This window comes from Telluria antibiotica (assembly GCF_011682055.1).
GTDB lineage: Bacteria > Pseudomonadota > Gammaproteobacteria > Burkholderiales > Burkholderiaceae_D > Telluria > Telluria antibiotica.
In genome coordinates, this window is the sequence record NZ_JAAQOM010000003.1 from 430,414 (window position 1) to 443,884 (window position 13,471).

The window sequence follows — 13,471 nt, forward strand, 5'->3', positions numbered from 1 at the left end:
GCGGTGTCAACGGATTTGTATACAGTTTTCGTGCATACAGGCGCCGGTTGCGCGGGAGTTTAGTAGAGGAGAACTACGGTATTTTGACGTCCGTTGTATACAATTTTTCACAACGGTTTTGCGTGAAAATATCAGATGGGCAGTACGTGCAGGTAGATCCGAGGCGCGCGAGCCTTGATAAGCACGATACCGGCCTGATCTTCCAAGGGTAGGTCCCTGCCTGTGGGGCCAACGGGTTGTTGTAGTCACTGAAACACATCGGTGATAATCGCGCCTCAGGAGGAAACGCGATGGCGACCATGAAGCAGGTAGCGGAACGCGCCGGGGTGTCGATCTCCACGGTGTCGCACGTGATCAACAAGACGCGCGTCGTCAGCGACGACGTACGCCAGCGTGTGCTGGGCATCATCGACGAGATGCACTACATCCCCAGTGCCGTCGCCCGCAGCCTCAAGAACGACAAGACCCATACCATCGGCGTCCTGGTGCCGAACTCCTCCAATCCCTATTTTGCCGAACTGATCAGCTGGATCGAGGATGCGGCGTTCGAGCTCGGCTACAACATCATCCTGTGCAACGCGCACGGCGGCGCGCAGAAGCAGGCAGCCTACTTGCGCCTGTTGATGGAAAAGCGCATCGACGGCCTCCTGCTCGTCGCCAGCGGTGCCGACGACGAGCAGGATCAGCTGCTGCGCCACGAAGCCGTGCCCATCGTCCAGCTCGAGCGCGGCTTGCCGGGGCTCGAAGCCGACCTCGTGCTGGCCGGGCAGGAGGAGGGCGGCTACGAGGCCACGCGTCACCTGATCGAACTGGGGCACCGCGACATCGCCTGCGTGTCCGGGCCCGCCGACCTCCCGCGCACGCGCGAGCGGGTCGGCGGCTTTCTGCGTGCGATGGCGGAGGCCGGCCTGGCGCTGCCGCCCGATCACGTCGTGCAGGAGGAATTCACGAGCGCCGGCGGCCACGCGGCCTTTACGCGCCTGCTGGCGTGGCCGCGGCGGCCGACTGCCGTGTTCGTCACGAGCGACCTGATGGCGCTGGGCGGTTTGTGCGCGGCCGGTGCGGCGGGCGTACGCGTGCCCGCGCAGTTGTCCGTTGTCGGCTATGACGACATCGCGGGCGCCCCGTACGCGCTGCCGCCCCTGACGACGGTGGCGCCGCCCAAGCGCGACATGGCCCGGCTCGCCATCGATCTGCTGATCGACCGCATCCGCGGCGCGCATGTGCCGCTGCGCAGTACGGCGCTGGCCAGCACGCTGGTCGTGCGGGCGTCGACGGCGCCGCCGTCGGCGCATTTGTGAACGCGGGCATCGGCACGTCGTAGCCGTAGGGTGGGCACCCCGTGCCCACGCGAACGCCGGCGTCATGCGAACGTTACGCATGGGCACAGGGGTGCCCACCCTACCTGGCGAGTTCTCGCGCATCGTGCAGATGCAGGGTCTGCGTTGGAAACGCGAACTCGATCCCATCGGCTGCGAACCGGTCCATGATCTGCAGATAGATCTCCTGCTGGATGTCCATGTAGCGGTTGAAATCGGCCGTCTCCACCCAGTACACGACGTCGAAGTTCAACGACGACGCGGCCATGCCGGCGAAGTGCGCGCGGTCGAACGTCACGGGATCCTGCGCCTTGACGATCTCCGTCAGCATGGCCGGGATCTGCCGCAGCGTCGCGGTCGGCGTGTCGTAGGTGACGGTCACGGTGAACGCGGCGCGGCGTCGGTTCATGCGCGTCATGTTCTGCAGGCGGCTCTTGAGCAGGTCGGCGTTCGAGAACACGAGCTGTTCGCCGCCCAGGCTGCGCAGCCGGGTCGTCTTGAGGCCCACGTATTCCACGGTGCCCAGGTATTTGTCGACGATGATGAAGTCGCCGATGACGAACGGCTTGTCGAGCACGATCGACAGCGACGCGAACAAATCGCCCAGGATGTTCTGCACGGCCAGTGCGACCGCGATACCGCCGATGCCCAGCGACGCGACGAGGGTCGTGATGTTGACGCCGAGGTTGTCGAGCACCATCAGCAGCAGCACGGTCCACAGGATCGTCTGCGCGATGAAGCCGACCGCGGCCGCCGACGTGGCGCGGGCGGGATCGCCGGCGCGGTTCTGGTAATAATCCGTCAGCCACGCGCGCAGCGCGCGATGCCCCCACAGCGCGGCCTGGATCAGGCCCGTGACGATCGCCACGCGCGTGGCGAACACGTCCACTTCCGGCGGCAGGGCGAGGAACTTGCTGCCGACGAACAGCCCCATGATGACGATGGCCAGCAGGCGCGTGCCGTCGAGGGCTTCGACGGCGATGTCGTCGAGGCGGGTCGCGGTGCGCTCGGCCAGCTTGCGCATGTGGTGCACGCCCGCCCGCTTGGCGATGTACAGCGCCAGCGCGACCCCGGCCGCGATGCCGAGGGCCGTCAGCCAGGCCAAGGTCGTGTTGTTGAAGAACACCAGATTCATCCGATCATCCTTTCGTTGTCTTGCCGGGCCTCATTGTAAGGGCGCGGTGCAGCGCACAAGTTTTTTCGGACGGGTATTGCGCTTTGCTAAAACATGCTCGTATAATGCGGCTCCCCGGGCGGTTAGTTCAGCTGGTTAGAATACTTGGTCGACATCCAAGGGGTCGCAGGTTCGAATCCTGCACCGCCCACCAGAATTCCTCCATATCGCAGGCCCCGAGCCTGTAGAGAAAAGATGCCAAGGTGTCTTTTCTGTGCCGTTCAGCTCGAACGGATTCTCTGATCTCCACGACTCTAGCGTAAAACGCAACAGATCGCGTCAGCCTTCGCATTCTCTTGTTGCGTCCATCCGTAGCGCGCGCTATACTAGCCGGCTTCGGTGTGGGCCTATCTTTTTTCGGTCCACGCGTTTAAGAGGAAGTTTCACAACTTCCGAAAGTCAACTAGCCCCGCCCAATCGTAGGTGGGAATGGAGAAAAAATGAGCCTGGGCCTTCTCGGTCGCAAGGTTGGCATGATGCGCATCTTCACGGACGACGGCGATTCGATCCCCGTTACCGTGCTGGACGTGTCGAACAACCGTGTTGCGCAAATCAAAACTCCTGAAACTGATGGTTATGCATCGGTTCAGGTCGTCTTCGGTCAACGTCGCGCTTCCCGCGTGAACAAGGCCGCTGCCGGTCACTTCGCCAAAGCTGGCGTCGAAGCTGGCACGATGCTGAAGGAATTCCGCGTCGAAGCCGCTCAAGCCGCTGGTTTCAAAGCTGGCGACGCAATCAATGTCTCGATGTTCGAAGTGGGCCAGAAAATCGACGTGCAAGGCACCTCGATCGGTAAGGGCTACGCCGGTACCATCAAGCGCCACAACTTCGCTTCGGGCCGTCAGACCCACGGTAACTCGCGTTCGCACAACGTGCCGGGTTCCATCGGTATGGCACAGGATCCGGGTCGCGTGTTCCCTGGTAAGCGCATGACCGGTCACATGGGCGACGTCACTGTCACCACCCAGAACCTGGAAATCGCCCGTATCGACGCCGAGCGTCAACTGCTGCTGGTTAAGGGTGCCGTTCCTGGCGCCAAGAACGGTCAAGTGATCGTCAAGCCGGCAGTCAAGGTCAAAGCCAAGAAAGGAGCATAAGCGATGGAACTCAAGCTCCTGAATGAGCAAGGTCAAGCTGGCGCCGCAGTCAACGCCGCCGACACCGTGTTCGGCCGTGATTACAACGAAGCCCTGATCCACCAGATCGTGGTCGCCTACGCCGCCAACGCGCGCTCGGGCAACCGCAAGCAGAAGGATCGTGAAGAAGTCTCCCACACGACCAAGAAGCCGTGGCGTCAAAAAGGTACGGGCCGCGCTCGTGCCGGTATGTCGTCGTCGCCGCTGTGGCGCGGTGGTGGTCGTATCTTCCCGAACTCGCCGGACGAGAACTTCTCGCACAAGGTCAACAAGAAGATGCATCGCGCAGGTATCTGCTCGATCTTCTCGCAGCTGGCCCGCGAAGACCGCCTGAACGTCATCGAGAACCTGACCGTCGAAGCACCGAAGACCAAGCTGCTGTCGCAAAAGCTGCAGGGCATGGGTCTGGACTCGGTCCTGGTGATCACCGACACCATCGATGAAAACCTGCTGCTGGCATCGCGCAACCTGCCGAACGTGCTGGTTGTCGAGCCGAAGCATGCCGACCCGATGTCGCTGGTGTTCTACAAGAAAGTCCTGGTCACCAAAGCTGCTCTGGCCAAGATCGAGGAGATGTACGCATGAGCGCCGCAATCAAATTCAGCGAAGAGCGCCTGATGAAGGTGCTGCTGGCTCCGGTCATTTCCGAAAAGGCGACCTTCGTCGCGGAAAAGAACGAACAGATCGTGTTCAAGGTCCTGCCGGACGCGACCAAGCCGGAAATCAAAGCCGCCGTCGAGCTGCTGTTCAAAGTCGAAGTGGAATCGGTGCAGACCGTGAACCGCGAAGGCAAGCAGAAGCGTTCGGGCCGTTTCACCGGTCGTCGCAACCACACCAAGCGCGCTTTCGTGGCCCTGAAGCCGGGCCAGGAAATCAATTTTGTCGAGGAGGCTAAATAATGGCACTCGTTAAGATGAAGCCAACCTCCCCAGGCCGCCGCGGCATGGTGAAGGTTGTGAACGCCGACCTGTACAAGGGTCGTCCGTTCGCAGCCCTGGTTGAGAAGAAATCGAAGACCGCTGGCCGTAACAACAACGGTCACATCACGACCCGCCACATCGGCGGTGGTCACAAGCACCACTACCGCGTGGTCGACTTCAAGCGCAACAAGGACGGTATTCCGGCCAAGGTCGAGCGCATCGAGTACGACCCGAACCGCACGGCGCACATCGCTCTGGTGTGCTACGCCGACGGTCACCGCGCGTACATCATCGCCACCAAGGGCATGTCCGTGGGCGACACCGTCATGAACGGCTCGGAAGCGCCGATCAAGTCGGGTAACTGCTTGCCGATCCGTAACATCCCGGTCGGTACCACGATGCACTGCGTCGAAATGCTGCCGGGTAAGGGTGCTCAGATGGCCCGTACCGCAGGCGCCGGCGTCGTGCTGATGGCTCGCGAAGGCACCTACGCTCAGGTTCGCCTGCGCTCGGGTGAAGTGCGCCGCGTGCACATCGAGTGCCGCGCAACGGTTGGCGAAGTCGGCAACGGCGAGCACAACCTGCGCAAGATCGGTAAAGCCGGTGCAATGCGCTGGCGCGGTGTCCGTCCGACCGTTCGCGGTGTCGTCATGAACCCGATCGACCACCCGCACGGTGGTGGTGAAGGTCGTACGGCTGCCGGTCGTCACCCGGTGTCGCCATGGGGCCAGCAGACGAAGGGCAAGAAGACGCGTTCGAACAAGCGCACGTCGTCGATGATCGTCTCGCGCCGCGGCAAGAAATAAGGATAAGACATGACTCGTTCATTGAAAAAAGGGCCGTTCATTGACGCCCACCTGGTGAAAAAAGTCGAAGCCGCGCAAGCGAACAAAGACAAGAAGCCAGTCAAAACCTGGTCGCGCCGCTCGACGATCACCCCGGACTTCATCGGTCTGACGATCGCCGTCCACAACGGTAAAGTGCACGTGCCGGTGTACGTGTCCGAGAACATGGTGGGTCACAAGCTGGGCGAATTCGCCCTGACCCGCACGTTCAAGGGCCACGCCGCTGACAAGAAGGCGAAGAAATAATGGAAACTAAAGCTATCCTCAAGGGCGTCCGCCTGTCGGAACAGAAAGGCCGCCTCGTCGCCGATCTGATCCGCGGCAAGAAAGTCGACGCCGCGCTGAACATCCTGCAGTTCAGCCCGAAGAAAGGCGCGACCATCATCAAGAAAGTGCTGGAGTCCGCAATCGCGAACGCCGAGCACAACGATGGTGCCGACATCGACGAACTGAAGGTCGTTCAGATCTATGTCGAAAAGGGCCCGATCCTGAAGCGCTTTACGGCACGTGCCAAAGGCCGCGGTGATCGCATTTCGAAACAATCCTGTCACATCTTCGTGACTGTCGGTAACTAAGGAGTCACACGATGGGTCAGAAAATCCACCCAACCGGCTTCCGCCTGGCGGTCACCCGTAACTGGGCATCGCGCTGGTACGCTGGCAACGGCAACTTTGCCGACATGCTGAAGGAAGACCTGGAAGCTCGCGCTTTCCTGAAGAAGAAACTGAAGAACGCCTCCGTCGGTCGCATCGTCATCGAGCGCCCGGCCAAGAACGCGCGCTTCACGATCTACTCGTCGCGTCCGGGCGTCGTCATCGGCAAGAAGGGCGAAGACATCGAAGTCCTGAAGTCGTCGCTGACGAAGATCATGGGCGTGCCCGTGCACGTCAATATCGAAGAGATCCGCAAGCCGGAAATCGACTCGCAGCTGATCGCCGACTCGATCGCCCAGCAGCTCGAAAAACGTATCATGTTCCGTCGCGCCATGAAGCGCGCGATGCAGAACGCGATGCGCCTGGGCGCTGTCGGCATCAAGATCATGTCGTCGGGCCGCCTGAACGGCATCGAGATCGCACGTACCGAATGGTACCGCGAAGGCCGTGTGCCCCTGCACACCCTGCGCGCCGACATCGACTACGGCACCAGCGAAGCCTCGACCACGTACGGCATCATCGGCGTGAAAGTCTGGGTTTACAAAGGCGACCGTTCGCCGACCGGCGAAGCACCGGTGATCGACGTGCCGGCCGACGAGAAAAAGCCGCGCGGTCCGCGTCGTGACGACGGCAAACCGGCTGGCCGTGGCCGCCCGGGCGCCAAGCCAGGTACCGCACCCGCAGGCCGCCGTGCTGCCAAGCCGGCCGCTGAGAAAGCAGGAGAATAAGCATGCTGCAGCCATCCCGCAGAAAGTATCGTAAAGAGCAGAAAGGCCGCAACACCGGCATTTCGCACACCCGCGGCACCGCGGTCTCGTTCGGTGAGTTCGGCCTGAAGGCGGTTGCCCGCGGCCGTATCACCGCACGCCAGATCGAAGCTGCACGTCGTGCCATGACCCGTCACATCAAGCGTGGCGGCCGTATCTGGATCCGTATCTTCCCGGACAAGCCGATCTCGAACAAGCCGGCTGAAGTCCGTATGGGTAACGGTAAAGGTAATCCGGAGTACTACGTGGCCGAGATCCAGCCGGGCAAGGTCCTGTACGAAATGGACGGCGTCGCTGAAGAACTGGCGCGCGAAGCCTTCCGCCTGGCTGCCGCCAAACTGCCGCTGGCTACGACGTTCGTCGTGCGTCAAGTCGGTCAATAACAGGAGTTAAGAATGAAAGCAACGGAACTCCGCGGCAAGGACCAGGCAGCTCTGCAACAAGAGCTGAATGAGCTGCTGAAGGCACAGTTCGGCCTGCGCATGCAAATCGCTACGCAGCAACTGACGAACACTGCCCAGCTCAAGAAGGTGCGCCGCGATATCGCGCGTGTCAAGACTGTGATGACCCAGAAGGATGCCAAATGAACGACACCACTAAAACGGCGCTGAAGCGTACGCTGGTCGGCAAGGTCGTGTCCGACAAAATGGACAAGACGGTGACCGTGCTGGTTGAGCGTCACGTCAAGCACCCGCTGTACGGCAAGATCATCGTGCGCTCGAACAAGTATCACGCGCACGACGAGACCAACCAGGCCAAGACCGGCGACACGGTCGAGATCATGGAAGGTCGCCCGATCTCGAAGACGAAGGCTTGGACCCTGACCAAAGTTGTGCAGGTCGCTCAGGTTCTCTGATCCTAAAAACGGAGCCTTGTAAAACCGTAGCGAGCGGAAGCAGTGTTGGTCGAGAAGCGCAGCCGTACGGATGTACGGTGAGCATCGCAGGCCGACAATGCGACGCGTAGTAGGTTTTACAACGCTCCAAAAAAATTAGTCTTGCGTGGCCCGCTGGTATGTGGAATACTAGCGGGCTTCGTTCATGTGTTGCCGCAGTTTGTCCTTCGGTAACTGCGGCCTGCAACGAAGCATTGGAAAGTCCAATCACCCAAACGTATGCGCTCGCAATGAGCGTGGACGGCGGGACCAAGACTGACCGCAGGCCTACGGTTTTCCGTGGGGTTTCTTCGGCTTAAGTTGGGAAAGAAAATATCATGATTCAAACCGAAAGCCGGCTCGAAGTGGCCGACAATACCGGTGCAAAAGAAGTTCTGTGCATCAAGGTATTGGGCGGCTCCAAACGCCGTTACGCCAGCATTGGCGACGTGATCAAAGTCACCGTGAAGCAGGCTGCTCCGCGCGGCCGCGTCAAGAAAGGTGAAATCTACAACGCCGTGGTCGTGCGTACCGCTAAAGGTGTGCGCCGCCAGGACGGCTCCCTGGTGAAGTTCGACGGCAACGCCGCCGTCCTGCTGAACAACAAGCTGGAGCCGATCGGTACCCGCATCTTTGGACCGGTGACGCGCGAACTGCGCACCGAAAAGTTCATGAAGATCGTGTCCCTGGCACCTGAAGTTCTGTAAGGGAGTCGCAATGGATAAGATTCGTAAAAACGACGAAGTCATCGTTCTGGCCGGTAAAGACAAGGGCAAGCGCGGTGTCGTTCAGCAGCGAGTAGATGCTGAGCACGTCATCGTCGAAGGCGTGAACGTGGCCAAGAAGGCCGTCAAGCCGAACCCGATGACCGGCGTAACTGGTGGTATCGTCGACAAGACCATGCCGATTCACGTGTCGAACGTCGCGCTGTTCAACGCAGCGACCGGCAAGGCTGATCGCGTTGGCTTCAAAGATGTGGATGGTAAAAAAGTCCGCGTCTTCAAGTCGAACGGCGAAGTAGTGAAAGGGTAATTAGAAATGGCCCGTCTCCAACAACTGTACAAAGACAAAGTCGTTGCCGAACTGACCGAAAAATTCGGTTACAAGTCGGTGATGGAAGTGCCGCGCCTGACCAAGATCACCCTGAACATGGGTCTGTCGGAAGCCGTCGCGGACAAGAAGATCATCGAGCACGCAACCGGCGACCTGACAAAGATCGCTGGCCAGAAGCCGGTCGTGACCAAGGCTCGCAAGGCAATCGCAGGTTTCAAGATCCGCGAAGGCTACCCGATCGGCACGATGGTGACCCTGCGTGGCGCCCGCATGTACGAATTCCTGGATCGTTTCATCACCGTGGCCCTGCCGCGCGTGCGTGACTTCCGTGGCGTCAGCGGCAAATCGTTCGACGGTCGCGGCAACTACAACATCGGCGTCAAAGAGCAGATCATCTTCCCGGAAATCGATTACGACAAGATCGATGCGCTGCGTGGCATGAACATCTCGATCACCACGACCGCTAAGACCGACGAAGAAGCCAAAGCGCTGCTCGCCGCATTCAAATTCCCGTTCCGGAACTAAGAACATGGCAAAACTTGCACTGATTAACCGCGAACAGAAGCGTGCAGACCTGGTGGAGAAATTCGCCGCAAAGCGTGCCGCTCTGAAAGCAATCATCGACGACCAGTCGAAGACCGAAGAAGAGCGTTACGAAGCACGCCTGAAGCTGCAGGCCCTGCCGCGTAACTCGGCCCCGTCGCGTCAGCGTAACCGCTGCGCCATCACCGGCCGTCCGCGTGGCACTTTCCGTAAATTCGGTCTGGCCCGTACCAAACTCCGCGAATTCGCCATGAAAGGCGAAATCCCGGGTATGACCAAAGCTAGCTGGTAATAGGAGAATAAGCAATGAGTATGAGCGATCCTATCGCCGATATGCTGACCCGTATTCGCAACGCGCAAGGCGTGCAGAAGACCACCGTCGAAATGCCGTCGTCGAAGCTGAAAGTTGCGATTGCCAACGTCCTGAAGGACGAGGGTTACATCGAAGATTACGCCGTGTCCACCGAAGGTGGCAAGGCTGAACTGAAAATCGGTTTGAAGTACTACGTCGGCCGCCCGGTTATCGAGCGCATCGAGCGCGTCTCCCGTCCTGGCCTGCGCATCTACAAGGGCAAAGACGAGATCCCTCAGGTCATGAACGGCCTGGGCGTGGCGATCGTCTCGACCCCGAAGGGTGTGATGACCGACCGCAAAGCACGCGCTACCGGTGTCGGTGGCGAAGTGATTTGCTACGTGGCTTAAGGAGTAGACGATGTCTCGAGTAGCTAAGATGCCAATCGCCGTCCCGGCCGGTACCGATGTCGCGATCAACGCGTCGTCGATCACCGTCAAGGGCCCGCTGGGCACCCTGACCCAGCCGCTGAACGGTCTGGTCAAAGTGGAAAACAACAACGGCACGCTGTCGTTCGACGTGATCGACGATTCCCGCGAATCGAACGCCATGTCGGGCACCCTGCGTGCTCTGGTGAACAACATGGTGACCGGTGTCACCAAAGGTTTCGAAAAGCGCCTGACCCTGGTCGGCGTGGGTTACAAGGCTGCCGTCCAAGGCAACGCCCTGAACCTGTCGCTGGGCTTCTCGCACCCTGTGCTGCACGCGATGCCGGAAGGCGTCACCGCAGCAACCCCGACCCCGACCGAGATCCTGATCAAGGGTATCGATCGTCAAAAGGTCGGCCAGGTTGCCGCAGAAGTGCGCGCTTACCGCTCGCCTGAGCCGTACAAAGGCAAGGGTGTCCGTTATGCGGACGAAGTGGTGAAGCTTAAAGAAACCAAGAAGAAATAATCGGAGCTGACGATGGACAAGAAAGAATCGCGTCTGCGTCGCGGACGCCAAACCCGCATCAAGATCGCGCAGCTGGGCGTGAACCGCCTGTCGGTGCATCGCACCAACCTGCACATCTATGCGAACCTGATCAGCCCGGATGCGAAGGTCCTGGTTTCGGCTTCGACGCTGGAAGCAGAAGTGCGCGCCGAACTGGCTGGCAAGACCGGTGTGGGCGGCAACGTCGCCGCCGCTGCCCTGGTTGGCAAGCGCGTCGCAGAAAAAGCACTGAAAGCAGGGATCACCGAAGTCGCATTCGACCGTTCGGGTTTCCGTTACCACGGCCGTGTGAAGGCGCTGGCAGAAGCCGCGCGCGAAGCTGGTCTGAAGTTCTAAGGAAGAATCGTCATGGCAAAAATGCAAGCGAAAATGGCAAGCGACAAGCCGGATGATGGCATGCGCGAGAAAATGATCGCGATCAACCGCGTCACGAAAGTGGTGAAGGGTGGTCGTATCATGGGTTTTGCAGCGCTGACCGTTGTCGGTGACGGCGATGGCCGCATCGGCATGGGCAAAGGCAAGTCGAAGGAAGTTCCGGTCGGCGTGCAGAAAGCGATGGAAGAAGCCCGCCGCAACCTGATCAAGGTGCCCCTCAAGAACGGCACGCTGCAGCACAGCGTCACCGGCCGCCACGGCGCGTCGTACGTGATGATGTCGCCGGCCAAGCCGGGTACCGGCGTGATCGCAGGCGGCGCAATGCGCGCAATCTTCGAAGTCATGGGCGTGACCGACGTCGTCGCCAAGTCGACCGGTTCGTCGAACCCGTACAACCTGGTTCGCGCGACCCTCGACGGTCTGGCAAAAATGAGCACTCCGGCCGACATCGCTGCCAAGCGCGGCAAGTCGGTGGAAGAGATCCTGGGTTAAGGGGAACAACTATGGCAAACACCATCAAAGTCAAGCTGGTCAAAGGCCTGATCGGTACCCGCCAGGATCACCGCGCCACCGTGCGCGGTCTGGGTCTGCGTCGTGTCAACTCGGTTTCCGAGCTGCAGGACACCCCGGCGATCCGCGGCATGATCAACAAGGTCAACTACCTCGTGAAAATTGTCGACTAAGCCCCGGCTTGGTCAACGGAGAAAATAATGCAACTCAATACCATCCAACCCGCTGAAGGCGCGAAACACGCCAAGCGCCGCGTCGGTCGCGGTATCGGCTCGGGCCTGGGCAAGACCGCCGGCCGCGGCCACAAGGGTCAGAAATCGCGTTCGGGCGGCTTCCACAAAGTCGGCTTCGAAGGCGGTCAGATGCCTCTGCAGCGCCGTCTGCCGAAGCGTGGCTTCAAGTCGCTGAACGCTACGTTCAAGGCTGAAGTGCGTCTGTCGGACCTGAACAACCTGGCCGTCGCCGATGTCGACGTCCTGGTGCTCAAGCAAGCCGGCGTGCTGCCGGTCGTCGCTCGCGACGTGCGCGTGATCCTGTCGGGCGAAATCACCAAAGCGGTGAACCTGAAAGGCATCAAGGCAACCGCTGGCGCGAAAGCAGCGATCGAAGCAGCTGGCGGTTCGGTCGCCTAAACGCGACCGCTGCCTGATCGGAGCAAAAATTGGCGACTAATTCACAACTTGGTAAAAGTGCTGCTTCCGGCTTCCCCTGGGGCCGGTTGTGGTTCTTGCTTGGCGCGTTGGTCGTGTACCGTATCGGTGCTCACATCCCGGTCCCCGGGATTGACCCGATCGCCATGGCCCAGCTGTTCAAGCAGAACGAGGGTGGCATCCTGGGCATGTTCAACATGTTCTCGGGCGGCGCCTTGTCCCGCTTTGCCGTGTTCGCTCTTGGCATCACGCCTTACATTTCGGCTTCGATCATCATGCAGCTGGTGTCGATCGTCTCGCCGCAGATGGAGGCACTGAAGAAAGAGGGCGAGTCCGGCCGCCGCAAGATCACCCAGTACACCCGTTACTTCACGGTCGTGCTGGCTCTGTTCCAGGCGTTCGGCATCGCCGTCGCGCTCGAGGCGCAGCCTGGCCTCGTGCTCGACCCGGGCATGGGCTTCCGCCTCGTGACCGTCGTGACCCTGCTGACCGGCACCATGTTCCTCATGTGGCTGGGCGAGCAGATCACCGAGCGTGGTCTTGGCAACGGTATCTCGATCATCATTTTTGCCGGTATCGCAGCGGGTCTGCCGAACGCACTGGGTAGTCTGTTCACCCTCGTGTCGAACGGTTCGATCGGCAGCTTCTCCGCGATCATCATCGTGATTCTGGTAGCCCTGGTGACTTACGCTGTCGTGTTCGTCGAACGCGGTCAGCGCAAGATCCTGGTGAATTACGCGAAACGCCAGGTCGGTAACAAGATTTATGGTGGCCAGACGAGCCACCTGCCGTTGAAGCTGAACATGGCTGGTGTGATCCCGCCGATCTTCGCTTCTTCGATCATCATGTTCCCGGCCACGATCATCGACTGGTACTCGCGCGGCAAGGACGTCTCGAATCCGTTCATCGGGTTCCTGAAAGACTTCGCTGCCTCGCTGAGCCCGGGCGAACCGATCCATGCGTTGCTGTATGCGGTGGCGATCGTGTTCTTCTGCTTCTTCTATACGGCGCTGGTATTCAACAGCAAGGAAACGGCGGACAACTTGAAGAAGAGCGGCGCGTTTGTTCCGGGCATCCGTCCGGGCGAGCAGACTGCACGCTACATCGACAAGATCCTGATGCGCCTGACCCTGGCCGGTGCGGTCTATATCACGCTGGTTTGCCTGGTGCCGGAGTTCTTCCAGAGCCAGTGGAAAGTACCTTTCTACTTCGGCGGAACCTCGCTCCTGATCATCGTGGTCGTCACGATGGATTTCATGGCGCAGGTGCAGAACTACGTCATGTCGCAGCAATATGAATCGCTGCTGCGCAAGGCTAATTTCAAGGGCGGTATCCCGTCGCGTTAAGCGGCTGGCGTCCCCAGGAGT

General features: G+C 60.2%; 23 protein-coding genes and 1 tRNA gene. 23 read left to right on the forward strand and 1 reads right to left on the reverse strand.

Going from position 1 to position 13,471, the window contains the following annotated elements; genetic code table 11:
• The first annotated feature begins 290 nt into the window (after positions 1–290).
• A complete protein-coding gene (locus HAV22_RS07155) occupies positions 291–1,301 on the forward strand; it encodes a LacI family DNA-binding transcriptional regulator (protein ID WP_229421118.1) in 1,011 nt (336 codons plus the stop codon).
• A gap of 100 nt (positions 1,302–1,401) precedes the next feature.
• On the opposite strand, the gene HAV22_RS07160 is transcribed toward HAV22_RS07155, so the two are convergent.
• The gene (locus tag HAV22_RS07160; RefSeq protein WP_166857977.1) at positions 1,402–2,454 is read right to left on the reverse strand and encodes a mechanosensitive ion channel family protein; all 1,053 of its coding nucleotides are present in this window, start codon (positions 2,452–2,454) and stop codon (positions 1,402–1,404) included.
• A gap of 116 nt (positions 2,455–2,570) precedes the next feature.
• On the opposite strand from HAV22_RS07160, the gene HAV22_RS07165 reads away from it, so the two are divergent.
• The 22 genes from HAV22_RS07165 (at position 2,571) to secY (ending at position 13,450) form a co-directional block, all read left to right on the forward strand.
• A tRNA-Val gene (locus tag HAV22_RS07165) sits at positions 2,571–2,647 on the forward strand.
• Positions 2,648–2,933: 286 nt separating this feature from the next.
• The gene (gene rplC, locus HAV22_RS07170) at positions 2,934–3,590 is read left to right on the forward strand and encodes a 50S ribosomal protein L3 (RefSeq protein WP_166857979.1); all 657 of its coding nucleotides are present in this window, start codon (positions 2,934–2,936) and stop codon (positions 3,588–3,590) included.
• 3 nt (positions 3,591–3,593) lie between these two features.
• Positions 3,594–4,214 (forward strand): 50S ribosomal protein L4, encoded by a 621-nt coding sequence (rplD, locus tag HAV22_RS07175; protein WP_166857981.1) that lies wholly within the window; start codon positions 3,594–3,596, stop codon positions 4,212–4,214.
• Positions 4,211–4,528, forward strand: coding sequence for a 50S ribosomal protein L23 (gene rplW, locus HAV22_RS07180; protein WP_036240333.1), 318 nt, complete (start codon positions 4,211–4,213; stop codon positions 4,526–4,528). The genes rplD and rplW overlap by 4 nt, the downstream gene beginning before the upstream one ends.
• Positions 4,528–5,355 (forward strand): 50S ribosomal protein L2, encoded by an 828-nt coding sequence (gene rplB / locus HAV22_RS07185; protein ID WP_166857984.1) that lies wholly within the window; start codon positions 4,528–4,530, stop codon positions 5,353–5,355. The genes rplW and rplB overlap by 1 nt, the downstream gene beginning before the upstream one ends.
• Positions 5,356–5,364: 9 nt before the next feature.
• Positions 5,365–5,640: a 30S ribosomal protein S19 gene (gene rpsS / locus HAV22_RS07190; protein ID WP_036240336.1), complete on the forward strand. Its 276-nt coding sequence runs from the start codon at positions 5,365–5,367 to the stop codon at positions 5,638–5,640.
• Positions 5,637–5,969: a 50S ribosomal protein L22 gene (rplV, locus tag HAV22_RS07195; protein WP_179966292.1), complete on the forward strand. Its 333-nt coding sequence runs from the start codon at positions 5,637–5,639 to the stop codon at positions 5,967–5,969. Before rpsS ends, rplV begins: the two co-directional genes overlap by 4 nt.
• A gap of 11 nt (positions 5,970–5,980) precedes the next feature.
• The gene (gene rpsC / locus HAV22_RS07200) at positions 5,981–6,775 is read left to right on the forward strand and encodes a 30S ribosomal protein S3 (protein WP_036240339.1); all 795 of its coding nucleotides are present in this window, start codon (positions 5,981–5,983) and stop codon (positions 6,773–6,775) included.
• A gap of 2 nt (positions 6,776–6,777) precedes the next feature.
• Positions 6,778–7,197, forward strand: a complete 420-nt coding sequence (gene rplP, locus HAV22_RS07205; RefSeq protein ID WP_005663456.1) for a 50S ribosomal protein L16 — start codon at positions 6,778–6,780, stop codon at positions 7,195–7,197.
• Positions 7,198–7,209: 12 nt separating this feature from the next.
• Positions 7,210–7,401 carry a 50S ribosomal protein L29 gene (gene rpmC / locus HAV22_RS07210; RefSeq protein WP_166857985.1) on the forward strand — a complete coding sequence of 64 codons (192 nt, stop codon included), beginning with the start codon at positions 7,210–7,212 and terminating at the stop codon, positions 7,399–7,401.
• Positions 7,398–7,670, forward strand: a complete 273-nt coding sequence (rpsQ, locus tag HAV22_RS07215) for a 30S ribosomal protein S17 (protein ID WP_075794237.1) — start codon at positions 7,398–7,400, stop codon at positions 7,668–7,670. Before rpmC ends, rpsQ begins: the two co-directional genes overlap by 4 nt.
• A 356-nt stretch (positions 7,671–8,026) precedes the next feature.
• On the forward strand, positions 8,027–8,395 hold the full coding sequence (gene rplN / locus HAV22_RS07220) for a 50S ribosomal protein L14 (RefSeq protein ID WP_036240346.1): 369 nt from the start codon (positions 8,027–8,029) through the stop codon (positions 8,393–8,395).
• Positions 8,396–8,405: 10 nt separating this feature from the next.
• Positions 8,406–8,720, forward strand: a complete 315-nt coding sequence (gene rplX / locus HAV22_RS07225; RefSeq protein ID WP_166857987.1) for a 50S ribosomal protein L24 — start codon at positions 8,406–8,408, stop codon at positions 8,718–8,720.
• 6 nt (positions 8,721–8,726) lie between these two features.
• On the forward strand, positions 8,727–9,266 hold the full coding sequence (rplE, locus tag HAV22_RS07230) for a 50S ribosomal protein L5 (protein WP_075794238.1): 540 nt from the start codon (positions 8,727–8,729) through the stop codon (positions 9,264–9,266).
• A 4-nt stretch (positions 9,267–9,270) separates the two neighbouring features.
• Positions 9,271–9,576, forward strand: coding sequence for a 30S ribosomal protein S14 (gene rpsN, locus HAV22_RS07235; protein ID WP_075794239.1), 306 nt, complete (start codon positions 9,271–9,273; stop codon positions 9,574–9,576).
• A 14-nt stretch (positions 9,577–9,590) separates the two neighbouring features.
• On the forward strand, positions 9,591–9,986 hold the full coding sequence (gene rpsH, locus HAV22_RS07240) for a 30S ribosomal protein S8 (protein ID WP_036240352.1): 396 nt from the start codon (positions 9,591–9,593) through the stop codon (positions 9,984–9,986).
• A 10-nt stretch (positions 9,987–9,996) separates the two neighbouring features.
• A complete protein-coding gene (gene rplF, locus HAV22_RS07245; RefSeq protein WP_036240354.1) occupies positions 9,997–10,530 on the forward strand; it encodes a 50S ribosomal protein L6 in 534 nt (177 codons plus the stop codon).
• A 12-nt stretch (positions 10,531–10,542) separates the two neighbouring features.
• Positions 10,543–10,905 carry a 50S ribosomal protein L18 gene (gene rplR / locus HAV22_RS07250; RefSeq protein ID WP_166857990.1) on the forward strand — a complete coding sequence of 121 codons (363 nt, stop codon included), beginning with the start codon at positions 10,543–10,545 and terminating at the stop codon, positions 10,903–10,905.
• Between the two features lie 12 nt (positions 10,906–10,917).
• Positions 10,918–11,436 (forward strand): 30S ribosomal protein S5, encoded by a 519-nt coding sequence (rpsE, locus tag HAV22_RS07255; protein ID WP_036240359.1) that lies wholly within the window; start codon positions 10,918–10,920, stop codon positions 11,434–11,436.
• Positions 11,437–11,447: 11 nt separating this feature from the next.
• Positions 11,448–11,627 (forward strand): 50S ribosomal protein L30, encoded by a 180-nt coding sequence (rpmD, locus tag HAV22_RS07260; protein WP_036240361.1) that lies wholly within the window; start codon positions 11,448–11,450, stop codon positions 11,625–11,627.
• A gap of 27 nt (positions 11,628–11,654) precedes the next feature.
• The gene (gene rplO / locus HAV22_RS07265; RefSeq protein WP_036240364.1) at positions 11,655–12,086 is read left to right on the forward strand and encodes a 50S ribosomal protein L15; all 432 of its coding nucleotides are present in this window, start codon (positions 11,655–11,657) and stop codon (positions 12,084–12,086) included.
• Positions 12,087–12,115: 29 nt separating this feature from the next.
• Positions 12,116–13,450 (forward strand): preprotein translocase subunit SecY, encoded by a 1,335-nt coding sequence (secY, locus tag HAV22_RS07270; protein WP_166857992.1) that lies wholly within the window; start codon positions 12,116–12,118, stop codon positions 13,448–13,450.
• Positions 13,451–13,471: the final 21 nt, after the last annotated feature.

Excerpts from the sequence above, each read along its gene's own strand:
- HAV22_RS07155 (WP_229421118.1), top strand. The coding sequence starts at position 291 with ATGGCGACCATGAAGCAGGTAGCGGAACGCGCCGGGGTGTCGATCTCC.
- HAV22_RS07160 (WP_166857977.1), bottom strand. The coding sequence starts at position 2,454 with ATGAATCTGGTGTTCTTCAACAACACGACCTTGGCCTGGCTGACGGCC.
- rplC (WP_166857979.1), top strand. The coding sequence starts at position 2,934 with ATGAGCCTGGGCCTTCTCGGTCGCAAGGTTGGCATGATGCGCATCTTC.
- rplD (WP_166857981.1), top strand. The coding sequence starts at position 3,594 with ATGGAACTCAAGCTCCTGAATGAGCAAGGTCAAGCTGGCGCCGCAGTC.
- rplW (WP_036240333.1), top strand. The coding sequence starts at position 4,211 with ATGAGCGCCGCAATCAAATTCAGCGAAGAGCGCCTGATGAAGGTGCTG.
- rplB (WP_166857984.1), top strand. The coding sequence starts at position 4,528 with ATGGCACTCGTTAAGATGAAGCCAACCTCCCCAGGCCGCCGCGGCATG.
- rpsS (WP_036240336.1), top strand. The coding sequence starts at position 5,365 with ATGACTCGTTCATTGAAAAAAGGGCCGTTCATTGACGCCCACCTGGTG.
- rpsC (WP_036240339.1), top strand. The coding sequence starts at position 5,981 with ATGGGTCAGAAAATCCACCCAACCGGCTTCCGCCTGGCGGTCACCCGT.
- rplP (WP_005663456.1), top strand. The coding sequence starts at position 6,778 with ATGCTGCAGCCATCCCGCAGAAAGTATCGTAAAGAGCAGAAAGGCCGC.
- rpmC (WP_166857985.1), top strand. The coding sequence starts at position 7,210 with ATGAAAGCAACGGAACTCCGCGGCAAGGACCAGGCAGCTCTGCAACAA.
- rpsQ (WP_075794237.1), top strand. The coding sequence starts at position 7,398 with ATGAACGACACCACTAAAACGGCGCTGAAGCGTACGCTGGTCGGCAAG.
- rplN (WP_036240346.1), top strand. The coding sequence starts at position 8,027 with ATGATTCAAACCGAAAGCCGGCTCGAAGTGGCCGACAATACCGGTGCA.
- rplX (WP_166857987.1), top strand. The coding sequence starts at position 8,406 with ATGGATAAGATTCGTAAAAACGACGAAGTCATCGTTCTGGCCGGTAAA.
- rplE (WP_075794238.1), top strand. The coding sequence starts at position 8,727 with ATGGCCCGTCTCCAACAACTGTACAAAGACAAAGTCGTTGCCGAACTG.
- rpsN (WP_075794239.1), top strand. The coding sequence starts at position 9,271 with ATGGCAAAACTTGCACTGATTAACCGCGAACAGAAGCGTGCAGACCTG.
- rpsH (WP_036240352.1), top strand. The coding sequence starts at position 9,591 with ATGAGTATGAGCGATCCTATCGCCGATATGCTGACCCGTATTCGCAAC.
- rplF (WP_036240354.1), top strand. The coding sequence starts at position 9,997 with ATGTCTCGAGTAGCTAAGATGCCAATCGCCGTCCCGGCCGGTACCGAT.
- rplR (WP_166857990.1), top strand. The coding sequence starts at position 10,543 with ATGGACAAGAAAGAATCGCGTCTGCGTCGCGGACGCCAAACCCGCATC.
- rpsE (WP_036240359.1), top strand. The coding sequence starts at position 10,918 with ATGGCAAAAATGCAAGCGAAAATGGCAAGCGACAAGCCGGATGATGGC.
- rpmD (WP_036240361.1), top strand. The coding sequence starts at position 11,448 with ATGGCAAACACCATCAAAGTCAAGCTGGTCAAAGGCCTGATCGGTACC.
- rplO (WP_036240364.1), top strand. The coding sequence starts at position 11,655 with ATGCAACTCAATACCATCCAACCCGCTGAAGGCGCGAAACACGCCAAG.